Raw genomic sequence first — 13,894 nt, 5'->3', positions numbered from 1 at the left:
GTTTTTGCAGTGTCCGCGCGCATCCTTGTGGTCGACGACGTCCCCGCCAACGTCAAGCTGTTGGAGGCACGGCTGTCGGCTGAGTATTTCGACGTGCTGACCGCCTCGAACGGCGCCGAGGCGCTGCAGATCTGCCAGCGCGCCGAATGCGACATCATCCTGCTCGATGTCATGATGCCGGACATGGACGGCTTCGAGGTCTGCCGCCGGCTGAAGTCCAATCCGGCGACGCATTTCATTCCCGTCGTGATGGTGACGGCGCTCGACAGCCCGGCCGACCGCGTGCGTGGCCTCGAGGCCGGCGCCGATGACTTCCTGACCAAGCCGGTCTCCGACGTCGTGCTGATCGCGCGCGTGCGCTCGCTGACGCGGCTGAAGATGATGACCGACGAGCTGCGCATGCGCGCGCTGACCTCGCTGGAGATCGGCGTGCAGGCGCCCGAGCGCAATGCGGTGGCCGACAGCGGAAGGGGCGGTAAGGTGCTGCTGGTCGACGACCGGCCGTCGTCCTACGAGCGGCTCGGGCCGATGCTTGCGATCGACCACACGGTCGACGTCGAGACCCATCCGTCGGAGGCCGTGTTCAACGCCGCCGACGGCAATTACGACCTCGTCATCGTCTCGCTCGACCTGAATGATTTCGACGGCCTGCGGCTGTGCAGCCAGCTGCGCTCGCTGGAGCGCACGCGGCACGTGCCGATTCTCGCGATCGCGGAGGCCGAGAACAATTCGCGGCTGCTGCGCGGCCTGGAGATCGGCGTCAACGACTACCTGTTGCGCCCGGTCGACAAGAACGAGCTCTTGGCGCGCGCCCGCACCCAGATCCGCAAGCGGCGCTATACCGATCATCTGCGCGACAACGTCCAGAACTCGATCGAGATGGCGATCACCGACGCGCTGACCGGCCTGCACAACCGCCGCTACATGGAAACGCATCTGGCGACCCTGGCAGACCAGGCGGCGAGCCGCGGCAAGCCGCTGGCGCTGATGATGCTCGACATCGACTACTTCAAGTCGATCAACGACAGCTACGGCCATGACGCCGGCGACGACGTGCTGCGCGAGTTCGCGATGCGGGTGCGCAAGTCGATCCGCGGCATCGATCTCGCCTGCCGCTATGGCGGCGAGGAGTTCGTGATCGTGATGCCCGAGACCGACCTGCATGTCGCCGGCATGGTCGCCGAGCGGCTGCGCCGCTCGGTCGCCAACGAGCCGTTCGCCGTGCACAAGGGCGAGAAGCGCATCGAGGTCACGGTCTCGATCGGCATTTCCACCTTGGAGCAGAAGGGCGAGCCGATCGCCGACGTGATGAAGCGCGCCGACGTCGCGCTGTACCGCGCCAAGAACGAAGGCCGCAACCGCGCGGTCGCGATCGCGCCGGTGCATCAGCCGCCGCCCTTTTTGCCGCAGGCCGCGGGCAGGGGACGATAGAGAGCAGGGGCGGTCCGCCTGCTGATTGCTGCTGCTAACGGGCTGATTGAAGCGGTCACAGCTGCTCCCACTCGTCATACCGCTGGGCTTTCGACTATAGCGCTTTGCGTGTTGGCCAGACTGTTTCCACGTCGTCATGGCCGGGCCTGTCCCGGCCATCCACGTCATTCGGCGCATTCCGGAAGACGTGGATGCCCGGGACAAGCCCGGGCATGACGGAGTAAACAAGTCGGCCATCATTCCTGCAGCGTGGCCCATTCTTCAAATGCGATAGTCCTGCGTCATCTCGGAAGCTGGCGCTAAGCGCGCACGCAACGACCACGAGTTCTGAGCTGCTGCTCACCCCCACCCGCATGACATTTCATCCTCGCCGCGCCTCCGCGCCCGAGCTGTGCCATTCAAAACCCTCTTCGAGAACAGAGGGCGCAGGGAAGGCCGGGTGCTGGTCGCACCCATGGTCCGCGTGCAGCAAAAAAAAGCACGCGGCAGAACCACAGGTACGGACCGGACATCCGGCCCTCCCTGCGCGATGGCTTTACGGCTTATTCCGTGCTCTCCCCGGGGACCGGCGTTCTTGCCCCCGTCACGAGAGCGCTTCGTCAGCGCCCGCTTGGCCTCAGCGTCGGGAGGCCAGGACCACACGGCTTCACCGTGCGCATCAGGATGTTCGTCCGCGCGGCCAAGCCACGCTGCACCCCGACACGCCCACCGCAACCCACCTCACGCTCGTGACGATCGCGATGCGCCCCTCATGGCGAGGTGGGATGAGCGGTGTGTAGCATGATTTCCGAAAAAAAGAAAGCAAAAAGTGGTAGTATCCGGCTCACGACAATCGCAATGGCTGGATCACATGGTTTTTTGATCACATGGCTGATGATGGCATCGATGTCGTCCAACGACGTCCGGGAATGTATGTCGGCGACACGAGCGACGGCACGGGGTTGCACCGGCTCATCGAGGTCCTGGTCGACGATGCCCTTGACGAGGCCATCGCCGGATTCGGAGATCGGCTCGACATTGTTCTGAATGCCGAGGGTTCGGTGACGATCCGCGACAATGGCCGCGGCATACCGACCGAGTTGCATCCATCGGAAGGCATCCCCGTCATCGAGATCATCATGACGCGTCGTGACTACGCGTTTGGGCCCTCGTGGCTTTGCGTGCTCAATGCGCTGTCGGAGAGGCTGCACCTGCGTATCTGGCGTAACGGCAAGGAGCATGGCATGGGCTTCCGCCGCGGCCGTTGCGAGGCGCCGTTGACTATGGTTGGAGACGCCGAGATCGTGGCTGGCACACCCAGGAGTGGAACGGAAATCACGTTCTGTCCGAATGCGGAGCTGTTCTCCAATGTGGCATTCGATCTGACCAGGATCGAGCAGCACATACGAAGGCTGCCCGTGTTCGCCGCCGGAGTCACGGTAGTGCTGTCGGATCGGCGGACCGGGGGCAACAGCGAGATCACGCTGAAAATCTGATCGCGAGTGCCGTAGAACGGATCAACTGCGTAGGGCGGATCAGCGCAGCGTAATCCGCCGCTTCCGTCCGCGAGACGGCAGACTACGCTAGCGCTAATCCGCCCTACGACGCTCCGCAAGCTCATCAGTTCGAAGGACTCGCGTCAGAGATGCGTGTTCATGCGAAACATCTCTTGATTTCATCCGACATCGGTGGTATCCACGTCCCATGAGAACATCGATCCGCATCGTCAACTTCGATCGCATGACCGGCCTCGGCCGGGCCATGGAAGGAGTCGCGCGCTAGGAGATCGACGACGCGATGTTCTCACCAGGCCCCGCCGGCATCGGACGGGGCCTTTTCGTTTGGCCTTTGCTCCCTGCCGGCACCACAGCAGGAGCGAAGCATGCCACCTCACCAGATCCATTCGCCGATCGACGCCGGGCCCATGTCAGGGCTCAACCTCGATCTCTCGATCGCGTCAGCCACCGGCGCGATCAGCAGCGTGCAGCCGTCGGCGCAGTCCGAAGCGTCCGCAGCCTTGCGCGAGGTGTTGTCGGAAAAAGACGCGGCCGGTCCGCCGGCCGCGCCGACCTGGCTGATCATCCGCCTGATCGGCCGTTGCTGGCGCGCCATCCAAGCGCGGCAACGCCGGGAGTACGTGCGGGCAAGCCTGTCCGAGCTGAGCGAACGCGAGCTCACCGACATCGGCATCACCCGTGCCGAGATCGAGCACATCGCCGCGCTGCAAACGCTCGAGAGCTTAAGGCACGACCCGCGATATGTCGGGCTCGTTTCGCGGAGGGGAGCGTAGCGGGTCGCAGACCGTCGCGATGCAGGGGGCGGTTGGCCGATTGCGCGCGATGGTCGCCGCGACGTCATTGCGAGCGCCAGCGAAGCAATCCAGGGTCTCGCACATCACTCTGGATTGCTTCGCTCGCAATGACGGAGGAGAGATCGGCTTCTCTTCGAACCGGCGCTCTTTCGAAAAATGGTCGAGCGTAAAAGCACTCGGCAAGCTGAGCGCATAGGTGCTCATCTGTGAGCGCAGGAACTACATGTCTTGATCTGGCGCAATCGTCGTGGTACTTGCAAGGCATGATCAACGTCGTGCGCCGCTCCAATCGTAAACCGACGACCCTCTGCAGCCGGGCCGTGGGAGGAGTCGTGCGCTAGGATTTTGACGACACGATCATTCCACCAGGCCCCGCCGGCATCGGACGGGGCCTTTTGTTTGGTCACGCTCCCTGCCGGCATCACGCAGCAGGAGCGACCGATGCCACCTCAGACCCATCTCACTGCCGAGATCGCGCACAATGCCGCCACGCGCGATCGTCACCTCACATTGGTGAAGACCGCGGCGCATTCGGCGCCAGCGACGCCGCGCCCAGGCGCATCCGCCAATGGGCTGCGCGATGCGCTGTCGGAAAAGAACGCGGCCGGGCCGCCGGGCTTGGCTGCTCCCTGGCTGTTCAGACGGATTGCACGCTTTTGGCATGCCTTTCAGGACAGCCGCCGGCGCAGGAGAATGAGAGTCCATTTGCGTGACCTGAGCGAGGCGCAGCTGATCGACATCGGGCTGTCGCAAGGCGACCTCGACCATCTCGCAGCCCACCGTACGCTCGAGCGCCTCAGATACGACATGGCGAATGTCATGATGTCGCACGGGGTGATGTAGTCCGAAATCGATCAGCATGTGTTGTCGCGAGGGCGGATCAGCCGCCCTGGCGATGCTTGACGCGGAGGGTGGGCAAAGGCGCGAAGCGCCGTGCCCACCATGGATGATCCCGGCGCGCGCGGTGGGCACGCTTCGCTTTGCCCACCCTACGGCTCTGCCATCTCGTCTTCTTCATCGTCGCTGCTCAAGCCATGACGGAGTGGGATCGTGGGTCTCTCGACGAAGTTACAACGGCGCGACATCGCGCGCGTTCGCTTATCCGCGGAAGCCTGTGCTGACCATGCGCGCGACCGCATCGAGAAGCGGGCCGGGCGCTGTCGGCTTCCCCACGTTCGGCGCTGTGGCGAGCAGAGGCTCGTTGGCGAGGTCCTGAGCGGAGTAGGCGCTTGCCAGCACGAAGGGGATGCGCCTGACGGCCAGCGCCTGAGCGACGGGGGTCACGCGATGATCTCCCAAATGAACATCGAGAACCGCGGCGGCCGGGCTGGCATCGTCCAGCAGTTTCAGCGCGTCTGTCGCCGTGCTCGCGGGGCCCAACACATCGTAGCCGGCGCCTGTCAGAATCGCTTGGAGGTCCATGGCGATGAAATATTCGTCCTCGACCACCAGCACGAGCCGGGCTCGAGCCATGGCAACGAAGGCTTGATCGCCGTTCCCGTTCATCGCAGCTCAGGCCAGTGGGAAAACGAGCTCGGCTCGTAAAGCGCCACTGTCGAAGTTAAGTTCCGCTTGTCCTTGCAGGCTGAATTTCGTGATCTCCTCGATGATCAGCGTGCCCGTGCCGGTCCGGCCCGGCGGCGAGACCGGGGACGGGCAGGCTTCCCGCCAGACGACGTGAAGCGCATGCCGGTCCGGCGCAGCGGAGGTGATCTGCCAGCTCAGGTCGACCGTGCCGCCGTCCTGGCCGAGCGCTCCGTATTTCAACGCATTGGTGGCGAGCTCGCTGACGATCATCGCCAGCGGGACGACCTGCTTTTCCGGGACGGTCACCGCGGGCCCTCCCGACAACAGCAGCTGTCCGGCTTTCAAGGACGACAGGATGTGAGACAGGAGCGTGGCGAGGTCGATCGATCCGCTTCCGCCGGCCATCAGCGCCTGAGCCTTGGCCAGCGCCTGGAAGCGCGCCAGGAAGGCGCTCTTGTAGTCCTCCGCCGTCCGGCCCTTCGTCTCGGTCTGGTTGGCGATGGCCTGGACGACACCGAGCAGATTGATGAGGCGATGACGCAGCTCGGAGAACAGCAGGGAGGTTTCGCGCTCTTTGGCCTTACTCTGCGTCACGTCGGAGAACACCAGCAACAGATGCGTGCTGTTGTTGTCCGGCTTGATCAGGCGCCGGGCCGTCAGCAGGAAGGTGCGACGGCCGATGACCGGAAAGTCGTGCGTCACCTCGTAGTCGATCACCGCAGCGGATTTCGGAATGATGTCGGCGATGAGACGCTTGAGCTCAGGGATGTTCCACTGGCCATTGCCGAGATTGGACAGCGACGTCCCGATCGTATCGTCCCGCTCGACCAGGAAGGTGGCGAAAAAGGCGCGGTTGGCCTCGAGGACGACGCCTCTCTCGTCGAGAACCAGCAGCGGCTCATCGAGCGTATCCACGATCCCCTGCGCCTGAACATGGCTGCTGCGGAGAAGCCGATAGAGGTCTTCGAGGTTCATTGATCTCGTCTCATCAAGACGCCGATTACGGTCGAGCGCATCGACCGGCTGGTTGGTCCGGCCGTCAGGTCAGGTACTTTGTTACAACTCCAGAACGGCCGCAATATCGGTTTCGGAGGCCGGGGGGCGGCCCGGAACCGCCCGGCGCTGTGGACGTTTGTCTGGGCCCCAAGGAGGAGCCCCAATGACAAAGCTGATGTTCGCGGTTGCCGTGTCGCTGTCCGTTCTGCCGTCGCTCGCGCTGGCCCAGGGCCATATGGGCACGCCGCAGGAGCAGAAGGCCTGCGCCGGAGACGCCAAGCGCTTCTGCCGCGCTCAGCTCGGCGACGATTTCGGCGTGCAGAACTGCCTGACACAGAACCGGCAGAAGCTCAGCAAGCGTTGCTCGGCGGTGTTCCAGAGCCACGGCATGTAGTCGGCCCGCCGCGTGGTTTACGCGGTGCGGACCTTGCGCAGGAACTTGTCCAACTCGTCCTTGAGATGATGGCTCTCGCGCGACAGCGAATGCGCTGACGCCAGCACTTGCGAGGAGGCGGTGCCGGTGGCGCTCGCGCCGCTGCTGACGTCGCCGATGTTGCCGGCGACGCGCGCGGTGCCGCTGGCGACCTCCTGGACGTTGCGCGAGATCTGGCCCGTCGCGGCGCCCTGCTGCTCGACGGCGGAGGCGATGCCCGCCGCGATCTCCGAGATCTGCTGGATGGTGCCGCCGATCTGCTTGATCGAGGCCACCGACGACTGCGTCGCGTTCTGGATGCCCTCGATCTGCTGGCCGATCTCCTCGGTCGCCTTGGCGGTCTGCGAGGCCAGCGCCTTGACCTCGGAGGCGACCACCGCGAAGCCGCGCCCGGCGTCGCCGGCGCGGGCCGCCTCGATGGTGGCGTTCAGCGCCAGCAGGTTGGTCTGGGCGGCGATCGAGGTGATCAGCTTGAGGACGTCGCCGATGCGCTCGGCGGTGCGGGAGAGCTCGCTAATGCCCACGTCAGTCTGCTCGATCTGGCGCACGGCTTCCTTGGCGATGGTCGTCGACTCCGTGACGCGGCGGCCGATCTCGTGGACGGAGGAGGTCATCTGCTGGGCGGCCGAGGCCACCGACTGCACGTTGGCGGAGACCTGGCCGGAGGCCGAGGCGGCGCTGGTCGAGAGCTGCTGGGTCTGCTCGGCGGTCTTGCTCAGCGTGTTGGCCGAGACCTCCAGCGTCCGCGCGTCGGCATGCACCTTGTTGATGATCTGGCCGACGGTGGCTTCGAACTCGTCGGCCATGCGCTGCATGGCGGTGTGCTGCTCGGTCTTGGCGGCGTCGAGATAGACCGAGATCGCGAGGTCCATGTCGATCATCGCAGCCTTGGTGATCGCGGCCTGCAAGGCGGCCTTCTTCTCGCGCGCCGCCTGGCCTGCGAACCAGCCGTCCGGCAGCTCGGTCTCGATCGCCTTCTGCAGGCCGGTCACGATCAGCGAATAGCCGGCGATGTACCAGCGCGGCTCCAGCCCCATCCGGTTGTGGGCCTGGCCGATCCGCGTGACCGATTTCACGTAGTCGTCGTCGAACTTGGCTGTGGCCAGCGACATCCAATGGTCGAGCTGGGCCTTGTGGGCGTGCCGCATGGCCGCCTGGCTCGAGAACATCTTGGCGAGCGACGGCACCTTGCCGACATGGGCGTAGAACTGGTCGAGCAGGCCGGGCAGCACCTTGCCGATCAGCGGCCGCAGCTCGCGGAGATGCTCCCGGGTCGCGTGGTCGATGCCGATGAAGTCAAGACGTGACTGCAGGGTCTGGGAGTCGGTCATCGCGGGGCCCGGTAAGCTGGGTGAACAGAGGAGGCCGCCCGCCGACGCGCAGGCGCTTCTCCAGCCCGAATTTGCATGGGTTTGGTTGATGGTTCCTTACGGCGGAACGTGAATTTCCATCCGACTGTCGAATATTACCGTCGCGCTGAGGCGGGGACAGGCGCGCACAATAAAAAACGGGGCCGAAACGGCCCCGTCGAAGTCGTATCGTCCCGCGCTCTTACTTGATCTTGGCTTCGCGGAATTCGACGTGCTTGCGCGCGACCGGGTCGTACTTCTTCTTGACCATCTTGTCGGTCATGGTGCGCGAATTCTTCTTGGCAACGTAATAGAAGCCGGTGTCGGCCGACGACACGAGCTTGACCTTGATGGTGACCGCTTTGGCCATGTCTTGAACCTCTGCAATGGAATCGGGGGTGGACGCCGGCCAAAGAGGGGGCGCCGTTGGCCGGCAACCTACCCAGCCAGCCCCCAAAGTCAAGGTTGCCGGGCTAGATTCTGGGATCCTAGGTCTCGAAGAACCGGTTTTTCGGCCGGGGCAGGCCGAGATTGTCCCGCAAAGTGGGGCCCTCGTACTCCGTCCGGAAGATCCCGCGGCGCTGCAGCTCGGGAATCACCTTGTCGACGAAATCGTCGAGGCCGGCCGGCAGGAACGGGAACATGATGTTGAAGCCGTCCGAGGCGCGGCTTTCCAGCCAGTCCTGCATCTGGTCGGCGATGGTTTTGGCCGTGCCGACGAAGGCGAGCCCACCATAGCCACCGACCCGCTGCGCCAGCTGCCGCACCGTGAGCCCGTCGCGGGCGGCGACGTCGACCAGGCGCTGGCGGCCGCTCTTGGAGGCGTTGGTCTCGGGGATTTCGGGAAGGGGACCGTCCGGATCGAAGCCGGAGGCGTCGGTGCCGAGGATGACGGAGAGCGAGGCGATGGCGCTGTCGTAATGCACCTTGCTGTCGAGGAGGGCGCGCTTCTCCTTGGCCTCCGCGTCGCTGTCGCCGACCACCACGAAAGCGCCGGGCAGGATCTTCAGATGCTCGGGGTTGCGGCCGACCTTCTCCATCCGGCCCTTGATGTCGGCATAGAGTTTTTGGCCATCGGCAAGACTGCCGCCGCCGGTGAACACGGCTTCCGCCGTCTCCGCCGCGAGCTGCTTGCCGTCCTCCGACGCGCCCGCCTGCACGATCACCGGCCAGCCCTGCACCGGGCGTGCGATGTTCAGCGGGCCGCGCACTTTCAGGTATTTGCCCTTGTGGTCGAGCACATGCATCTTGTCGGGATCGAAGAACAGCCCGCTCTCGACATCGCGCACGAACGCATCGTCGGCGAAGGAATCCCAGAGACCGGTGACGACGTCATAGAACTCGCGGGCGCGCTTGTAGCGCTCGGCATGCTCCATGTGATCGTCGAGGCCGAAATTCAGAGCTGCGTCGGGGTTCGACGTTGTCACGATATTCCAGCCGGCGCGGCCGCCGGAGAGATGGTCGAGCGAGGCGAAGCGGCGGGCGACGTGATAGGGCTCGTCGAAGGTCGTCGATCCCGTCGCGATCAGGCCGATGTTCTCGGTGACGGCCGATAGCGCCGACAGCAGCGTGAACGGCTCGAACGAGGTCACCGTGTGGCTGCGCTTGAGCGCATTGATCGGCATGTTCAGCACGGCGAGATGATCGGCCATGAAGAAGGCGTCGAACTTTCCGGCCTCGAGCTTGCGGATCAGCTGCTTGAGATGGCCGAAATTGAAATTCGCGTCCGGCCAAGCGCCCGGATAGCGCCACGCGCCGGTGTGGATCGAGACCGGGCGCATGAACGCGCCGAGCTTGAGTTGACGAGGGGCCATGAGGGGCGTCCGCGGATGGTTGCTGTCTTTGAGGAGATAGGAACTTCGTGGGCGCGTGTCAGCAACCCGCCGCAGAACACGATTTCGTTTTGAAGGGCGCGCGCAGCACGCTCATTTCATTGAGGGCCGAGCAGCCGACCGCAACAACGGTGTCGTCCCGGCGAACGCCGGGACCCATACCCCCAGGGAGGAGTTCGGGGCAGGCTAGTGGTTGGCATTTTCGCGCATCACATCCGCCGCAGAGTATGGGTCCCGGATCGGCGCTACGTCGCGCTACGCGCGCCGTAGCTTGTCCGGGACGACGGCTGTGGGTGTTGCGAGACCGCCCATCTCATTGCCACTGCGGTCGAGCTGAGGAAGGTGTCGGCGATCATTCGGGGTGGAGCGAATGGCGCCGCCGCGTCGGTGCTACGCGCCCAGAACGTCCTTCTGCATCTTGCCGCCGTAGAAGTGGAAGAACGGCACGGGCGCGTCGTGGCGCAGCGGGCCGGTAGCGAGGCGCTTGTCGAGCTCGTGGAGGACGTTCTTGGTCATCGGGTGCAGATCGGCCAGCGGCTTCGAGCCGAGCTCGACCCAGACCAGCTCCACCAACTCGGCGTCAGCGTGGATCACGCCCTCGACTCGGTGGGTGATGGCGGAGGCGTCGGCGGTGAAGAAGCGGGTGTCGAAGCGCTTGATGCGGCCGGGCGGTGTGATGGCGCGGGCGATCAGAAACAGGCTGGAGGGATCTGGCAGCAGGCCGGCTTCAGTGAACGGAGCCCAGGGGCCGTCGAGCTTCGGCGTGGGGCCGTCGACCTTGCGTCCTAGGCAGAGACCCGTTTCCTCGCAGGCCTCGCGGATCGCGGCGACCGCGAGCGACTTGGCGCGCGACGGCGTCGTTTGCGGCTTGCCCTTGAACAGATTGGCTTCGAGCTCGGCCGGCATGGGAGCGGCGACTGGAATGCGGTGATCGGTCTTGTCGACGCGGCCGCCGGGGAAGACGAACTTGCCGGGCATGAACACGACCTTGTCGTGGCGCTTGCCGACCAGCACCTTCGGCACCTGATAGCTGCGATCGACCAGGATCAAGGTCGCGGCATCCCTGGGCTTGGTGTAGGGATGGTGGTCCGCTTCCTTCTCGGCGGGCTTGCCCGCCGGCGCTGCTGTCGCCTGTGCCGTCTCGCTCATGTCCTCCCCGCTTGTTCTTGTTCGTTGAACGGTCGTCTGCTCACACCGGTGGAATGCCCTCGGCCGGGGCGTCGTCGAAGCCGTGCATGCGCAGCGCCCATTGCAGGCCGACGACGGCGCCCTTGACCGGCTGGATCAAGGCCAGCGACGAGATCAGCGTCACCGGCAGATACACCGCGAGCTGCAGCGCGATCGGCGGCGCGTAGTTGGTTTCCACCGACAGCGCCAGCGGCACGACGATGTGGCCGACGATGACGATGACGAGATAGGCCGGCAGGTCGTCAGCGCGGTGGCCGGAAAAATCCTGGCCGCAGCGATCGCAATTGTCTGCAACCTTCAGGAAGGCGCGGAACAGCTTGCCCTCGCCGCAGCGCGGGCAGCGGCCGCGCAGGCCGCGCTTCATTGCGGTCCAGACGTCGCGCTTCTCGGCGAGGCCGGTGTCGCGCGTCCAAGTCTGGGGCAAAGCCTGTGGCAATGCGCGGGGCGTTGAGCTCATGGCGTCCATGATTGGCCTTTCTTCGATGTGCCGGGCTTGCGTTTTGCCCCTGCCTTCTGGCTTTTCTTACGGCTCTTCTCTTTATGCTTCGTGCGCGCTTCGGACTTGCCCCGCTTCGCTGCCTTGGCCGTCGCCTTGGCGTTGGTTCCGACGGTAGTCTTGCGCCTCGGCCCCGCGCCGCGCAGATGCCGCGACACCAGCACGTCGGCCTGCGTCAGCAGCTCGAAGCGCAGCGCGCCGGCCACGGGCTGAGCTTCTACCAGACGCACGTCGACGACGTCACCGAGCCGGTGCATGGCACCACTGCGCTGGCCGATCAGCGCGTGGCGCGTCTCGTCGTAATCGAAATATTCCGTGCCAAGGGTTCGGATCGGAACCAGGCCGTCGGCGCCGGTGTCGTCGAGCTTGATGAAGAGGCCGGCGCGGGTGACGCCGGAGATGCGGCCTTGGAAGGTCGCGCCGACGCGGTCGGCGAGGTGATGCGCGATCAGCCGGTCGGCGGTCTCGCGCTCGGCCTTCATCGCCCGCCGCTCGGTCACCGAGATCTGCGCTGCGACTTCGGCGAGATGATCCGGCGTCTCGCTGTCGGGCAGGGCGCCGTCGCCGAGTCCGAGCGCACGCAACAGCCCGCGATGCACGACGAGGTCGGCATAGCGGCGGATCGGTGAGGTGAAGTGCGCGTAGCGGCGCAAATTGAGGCCGAAATGCCCGTAGTTCTCTGAGGAGTACTCGGCCTGCGCCTGCGAGCGCAGCACCACCTCATTGACGAGCTTCTCGTAATCCTGGCCGGCGACCAAGGTCAGCACGCGGTTGAACAGCGATGGCCGCAGCGCGCCCGACTTGGCGAAGGGCACGTCGAGCGTCTTCAGGAACTCCTGCAGCGCATGCACCTTCTCCACCGTCGGCTCGTCATGCACGCGGTAGATCAGCGGCAGCGCCTTCTTCTCCAGCGCCTCGGCCGCGGCGACGTTGGCGAGGATCATGAACTCCTCGATCAGCCTGTGCGCGTCGAGACGTTCCGGCACGACGACGCGGTCGACGGTGCCGTCCTTCTTCAGCAGGATCTTGCGCTCGGGAAGATCGAGATCGAGCGGATCGCGCGCGTCGCGGCCGCGCTTGGCGACCTCATAGGCCGCGTAGAGCGGCTTGAGGATCGGCTCGAGCAGGGGACCGGTGATGTCATCCGGCTTGCCGTCCATGGCGGCCTGCGCCTGCGCGTAGGACAGCTTTGCGGCCGAGCGCATCAGTACGCGGTGGAACGAGTGCGAGCGCTTGCGGCCGTCGGCGCCCATCACCATGCGCACGGCGAGCGCGCCGCGCGGCTCGCCCGGCACCAGCGAGCACAGATTGTTGGAGATGCGCTCCGGCAGCATCGGCACGACGCGGTCGGGGAAGTACACCGAATTGCCGCGGATCAGCGCGTCGCGATCGAGCGCCGAGCCCGGACGCACGTAGTACGCGACGTCGGCGATCGCGACGTGGAGGATGAAGCCGCCGACATTGTTCGGATCGGGATCCGGCTCGGCATGGACGGCGTCGTCGTGGTCCTTGGCGTCGGGCGGATCGATCGTGACCAGCGGCAGCTCGCGCCAGTCCTCGCGGCCCTTCAAGGTGGCCGGCTGCGCGGCTTCGGCTTCCGCGACAGCAGCGGACGAGAAATCCATCGGGATCTCGTGGGCATGGATCGCGATCAGGCTGATAGCCTTCTCGGTCGCGACCGAGCCGTAGCGTTCCTTCACCCGGCCTGCGGGAAGGCCATAGCCGCGGCCGCGCAGCAGGTCGACGCTGATGAGATCGCCGTCCTTGGCATCCTTGGTATCTTCAGGCGCAATCGACAGCTCGCGTCCGGCCTGCTTCTTGTCGACCGGGATCAGGCGCCCGCCATTGCCATTTGGGTTGCTCTTGAAGATGCCGAGCACGCGGTTGCGCGCCTGGTCGAGCACCTTCAATACGCGGCCTCGATAGGCGATCCCGTCGGTATCGTTGATCGGCTCGACGCGGAGCAGGGCGCGATCGCCGACGCCGGCGGTGGCGCCTGGCTTGGCCAAGCGAGAGGCGTAGATGCGGATGCGCGGCGGCTCGGACTGCTCGGCCTCATCCCATTCGGCCGGCTTTGCGATCAGCTCGCCGTCGCTGTCGCGGCCGGTGATGTCGGCGACGAGCGTCGCCGGCAACGTCGCGGGCTCGACGATTGTCTTGCGGCCGCTCTTCTTGACGGTGCCGTCAGCGATGAGCTCGCGCAGCAGCTCCTTGAGTGCTGCGCGGTCGGCGTTCTTCAGGCCGAACTCGCGGGCGATGTCCTTGGTGCCAACCTTGCCCGGATTGGCGCGGATGAAGGCGACGATGGCCTCCCGCGGAGGGAAGCCGATGTCGCTCTTTTTGATCATTTTC

The 13,894-nt window shown here is 65.3% G+C and carries 13 protein-coding genes; 5 read left to right on the top strand and 8 right to left on the bottom strand.

Annotated elements, in window-relative coordinates:
• Positions 1-9 precede the first annotated feature (9 nt).
• The 4 genes from ACVILH_RS27825 (at position 10) to ACVILH_RS27810 (ending at position 4,564) form a co-directional block, all read left to right on the top strand.
• The gene (locus tag ACVILH_RS27825; protein WP_456715734.1) at positions 10-1,431 is read left to right on the top strand and encodes a PleD family two-component system response regulator; all 1,422 of its coding nucleotides are present in this window, start codon (positions 10-12) and stop codon (positions 1,429-1,431) included.
• Between the two features lie 866 nt (positions 1,432-2,297).
• Positions 2,298-2,906 (top strand): ATP-binding protein, encoded by a 609-nt coding sequence (locus ACVILH_RS27820; protein WP_456715733.1) that lies wholly within the window; start codon positions 2,298-2,300, stop codon positions 2,904-2,906.
• A gap of 386 nt (positions 2,907-3,292) precedes the next feature.
• Entirely contained in the window at positions 3,293-3,700 is a 408-nt protein-coding gene (locus ACVILH_RS27815) for a DUF1127 domain-containing protein (RefSeq protein ID WP_456715732.1), read from the top strand.
• A 462-nt stretch (positions 3,701-4,162) separates the two neighbouring features.
• The gene (locus tag ACVILH_RS27810; RefSeq protein ID WP_456715731.1) at positions 4,163-4,564 is read left to right on the top strand and encodes a DUF1127 domain-containing protein; all 402 of its coding nucleotides are present in this window, start codon (positions 4,163-4,165) and stop codon (positions 4,562-4,564) included.
• A gap of 255 nt (positions 4,565-4,819) precedes the next feature.
• Here ACVILH_RS27810 and ACVILH_RS27805 read toward each other — a convergent pair whose 3' ends face one another.
• Both ACVILH_RS27805 and ACVILH_RS27800 read right to left on the bottom strand, forming a co-directional pair.
• The gene (locus tag ACVILH_RS27805) at positions 4,820-5,227 is read right to left on the bottom strand and encodes a hypothetical protein (RefSeq protein ID WP_456715730.1); all 408 of its coding nucleotides are present in this window, start codon (positions 5,225-5,227) and stop codon (positions 4,820-4,822) included.
• Positions 5,228-5,233: 6 nt separating this feature from the next.
• Positions 5,234-6,223, bottom strand: a complete 990-nt coding sequence (locus ACVILH_RS27800; RefSeq protein ID WP_456715729.1) for a sensor histidine kinase — start codon at positions 6,221-6,223, stop codon at positions 5,234-5,236.
• Positions 6,224-6,407: 184 nt separating this feature from the next.
• On the opposite strand from ACVILH_RS27800, the gene ACVILH_RS27795 reads away from it, so the two are divergent.
• Positions 6,408-6,638: a hypothetical protein gene (locus tag ACVILH_RS27795; protein WP_456715728.1), complete on the top strand. Its 231-nt coding sequence runs from the start codon at positions 6,408-6,410 to the stop codon at positions 6,636-6,638.
• 17 nt (positions 6,639-6,655) lie between these two features.
• On the opposite strand, the gene ACVILH_RS27790 is transcribed toward ACVILH_RS27795, so the two are convergent.
• The 6 genes from ACVILH_RS27790 to rnr form a co-directional block, all read right to left on the bottom strand.
• Positions 6,656-8,008, bottom strand: a complete 1,353-nt coding sequence (locus ACVILH_RS27790; protein ID WP_456715727.1) for a protoglobin domain-containing protein — start codon at positions 8,006-8,008, stop codon at positions 6,656-6,658.
• 220 nt (positions 8,009-8,228) lie between these two features.
• Positions 8,229-8,396, bottom strand: coding sequence for a 50S ribosomal protein L33 (gene rpmG, locus ACVILH_RS27785; RefSeq protein WP_006611239.1), 168 nt, complete (start codon positions 8,394-8,396; stop codon positions 8,229-8,231).
• A gap of 118 nt (positions 8,397-8,514) precedes the next feature.
• Entirely contained in the window at positions 8,515-9,840 is a 1,326-nt protein-coding gene (locus tag ACVILH_RS27780) for an LLM class flavin-dependent oxidoreductase (protein WP_456715726.1), read from the bottom strand.
• 408 nt (positions 9,841-10,248) lie between these two features.
• On the bottom strand, positions 10,249-11,007 hold the full coding sequence (locus ACVILH_RS27775; protein ID WP_456715725.1) for an NUDIX hydrolase: 759 nt from the start codon (positions 11,005-11,007) through the stop codon (positions 10,249-10,251).
• A 40-nt stretch (positions 11,008-11,047) separates the two neighbouring features.
• On the bottom strand, positions 11,048-11,503 hold the full coding sequence (locus ACVILH_RS27770; RefSeq protein ID WP_456715724.1) for a DUF983 domain-containing protein: 456 nt from the start codon (positions 11,501-11,503) through the stop codon (positions 11,048-11,050).
• The gene (rnr, locus tag ACVILH_RS27765) at positions 11,500-13,890 is read right to left on the bottom strand and encodes a ribonuclease R (protein WP_456715723.1); all 2,391 of its coding nucleotides are present in this window, start codon (positions 13,888-13,890) and stop codon (positions 11,500-11,502) included. The genes ACVILH_RS27770 and rnr overlap by 4 nt, the downstream gene beginning before the upstream one ends.
• Positions 13,891-13,894 lie beyond the last annotated feature (4 nt).

The organism is Bradyrhizobium sp. USDA 4353, assembly GCF_054063215.1.
The sequence above is the reverse complement of the archived record's forward strand: the minus strand, read 5'-3'. Positions and strand labels throughout refer to the sequence as shown.

Coding starts and splice junctions, on each gene's coding strand:
- ACVILH_RS27770 (WP_456715724.1), bottom strand. CDS start 11,503: ATGAGCTCAACGCCCCGCGCATTGCCACAGGCTTTGCCCCAGACTTGG.
- ACVILH_RS27800 (WP_456715729.1), bottom strand. CDS start 6,223: ATGAACCTCGAAGACCTCTATCGGCTTCTCCGCAGCAGCCATGTTCAG.
- ACVILH_RS27780 (WP_456715726.1), bottom strand. CDS start 9,840: ATGGCCCCTCGTCAACTCAAGCTCGGCGCGTTCATGCGCCCGGTCTCG.
- rnr (WP_456715723.1), bottom strand. CDS start 13,890: ATGATCAAAAAGAGCGACATCGGCTTCCCTCCGCGGGAGGCCATCGTC.
- ACVILH_RS27805 (WP_456715730.1), bottom strand. CDS start 5,227: ATGAACGGGAACGGCGATCAAGCCTTCGTTGCCATGGCTCGAGCCCGG.
- rpmG (WP_006611239.1), bottom strand. CDS start 8,396: ATGGCCAAAGCGGTCACCATCAAGGTCAAGCTCGTGTCGTCGGCCGAC.
- ACVILH_RS27810 (WP_456715731.1), top strand. CDS start 4,163: ATGCCACCTCAGACCCATCTCACTGCCGAGATCGCGCACAATGCCGCC.
- ACVILH_RS27795 (WP_456715728.1), top strand. CDS start 6,408: ATGACAAAGCTGATGTTCGCGGTTGCCGTGTCGCTGTCCGTTCTGCCG.
- ACVILH_RS27820 (WP_456715733.1), top strand. CDS start 2,298: ATGGCTGATGATGGCATCGATGTCGTCCAACGACGTCCGGGAATGTAT.
- ACVILH_RS27775 (WP_456715725.1), bottom strand. CDS start 11,007: ATGAGCGAGACGGCACAGGCGACAGCAGCGCCGGCGGGCAAGCCCGCC.
- ACVILH_RS27815 (WP_456715732.1), top strand. CDS start 3,293: ATGCCACCTCACCAGATCCATTCGCCGATCGACGCCGGGCCCATGTCA.
- ACVILH_RS27790 (WP_456715727.1), bottom strand. CDS start 8,008: ATGACCGACTCCCAGACCCTGCAGTCACGTCTTGACTTCATCGGCATC.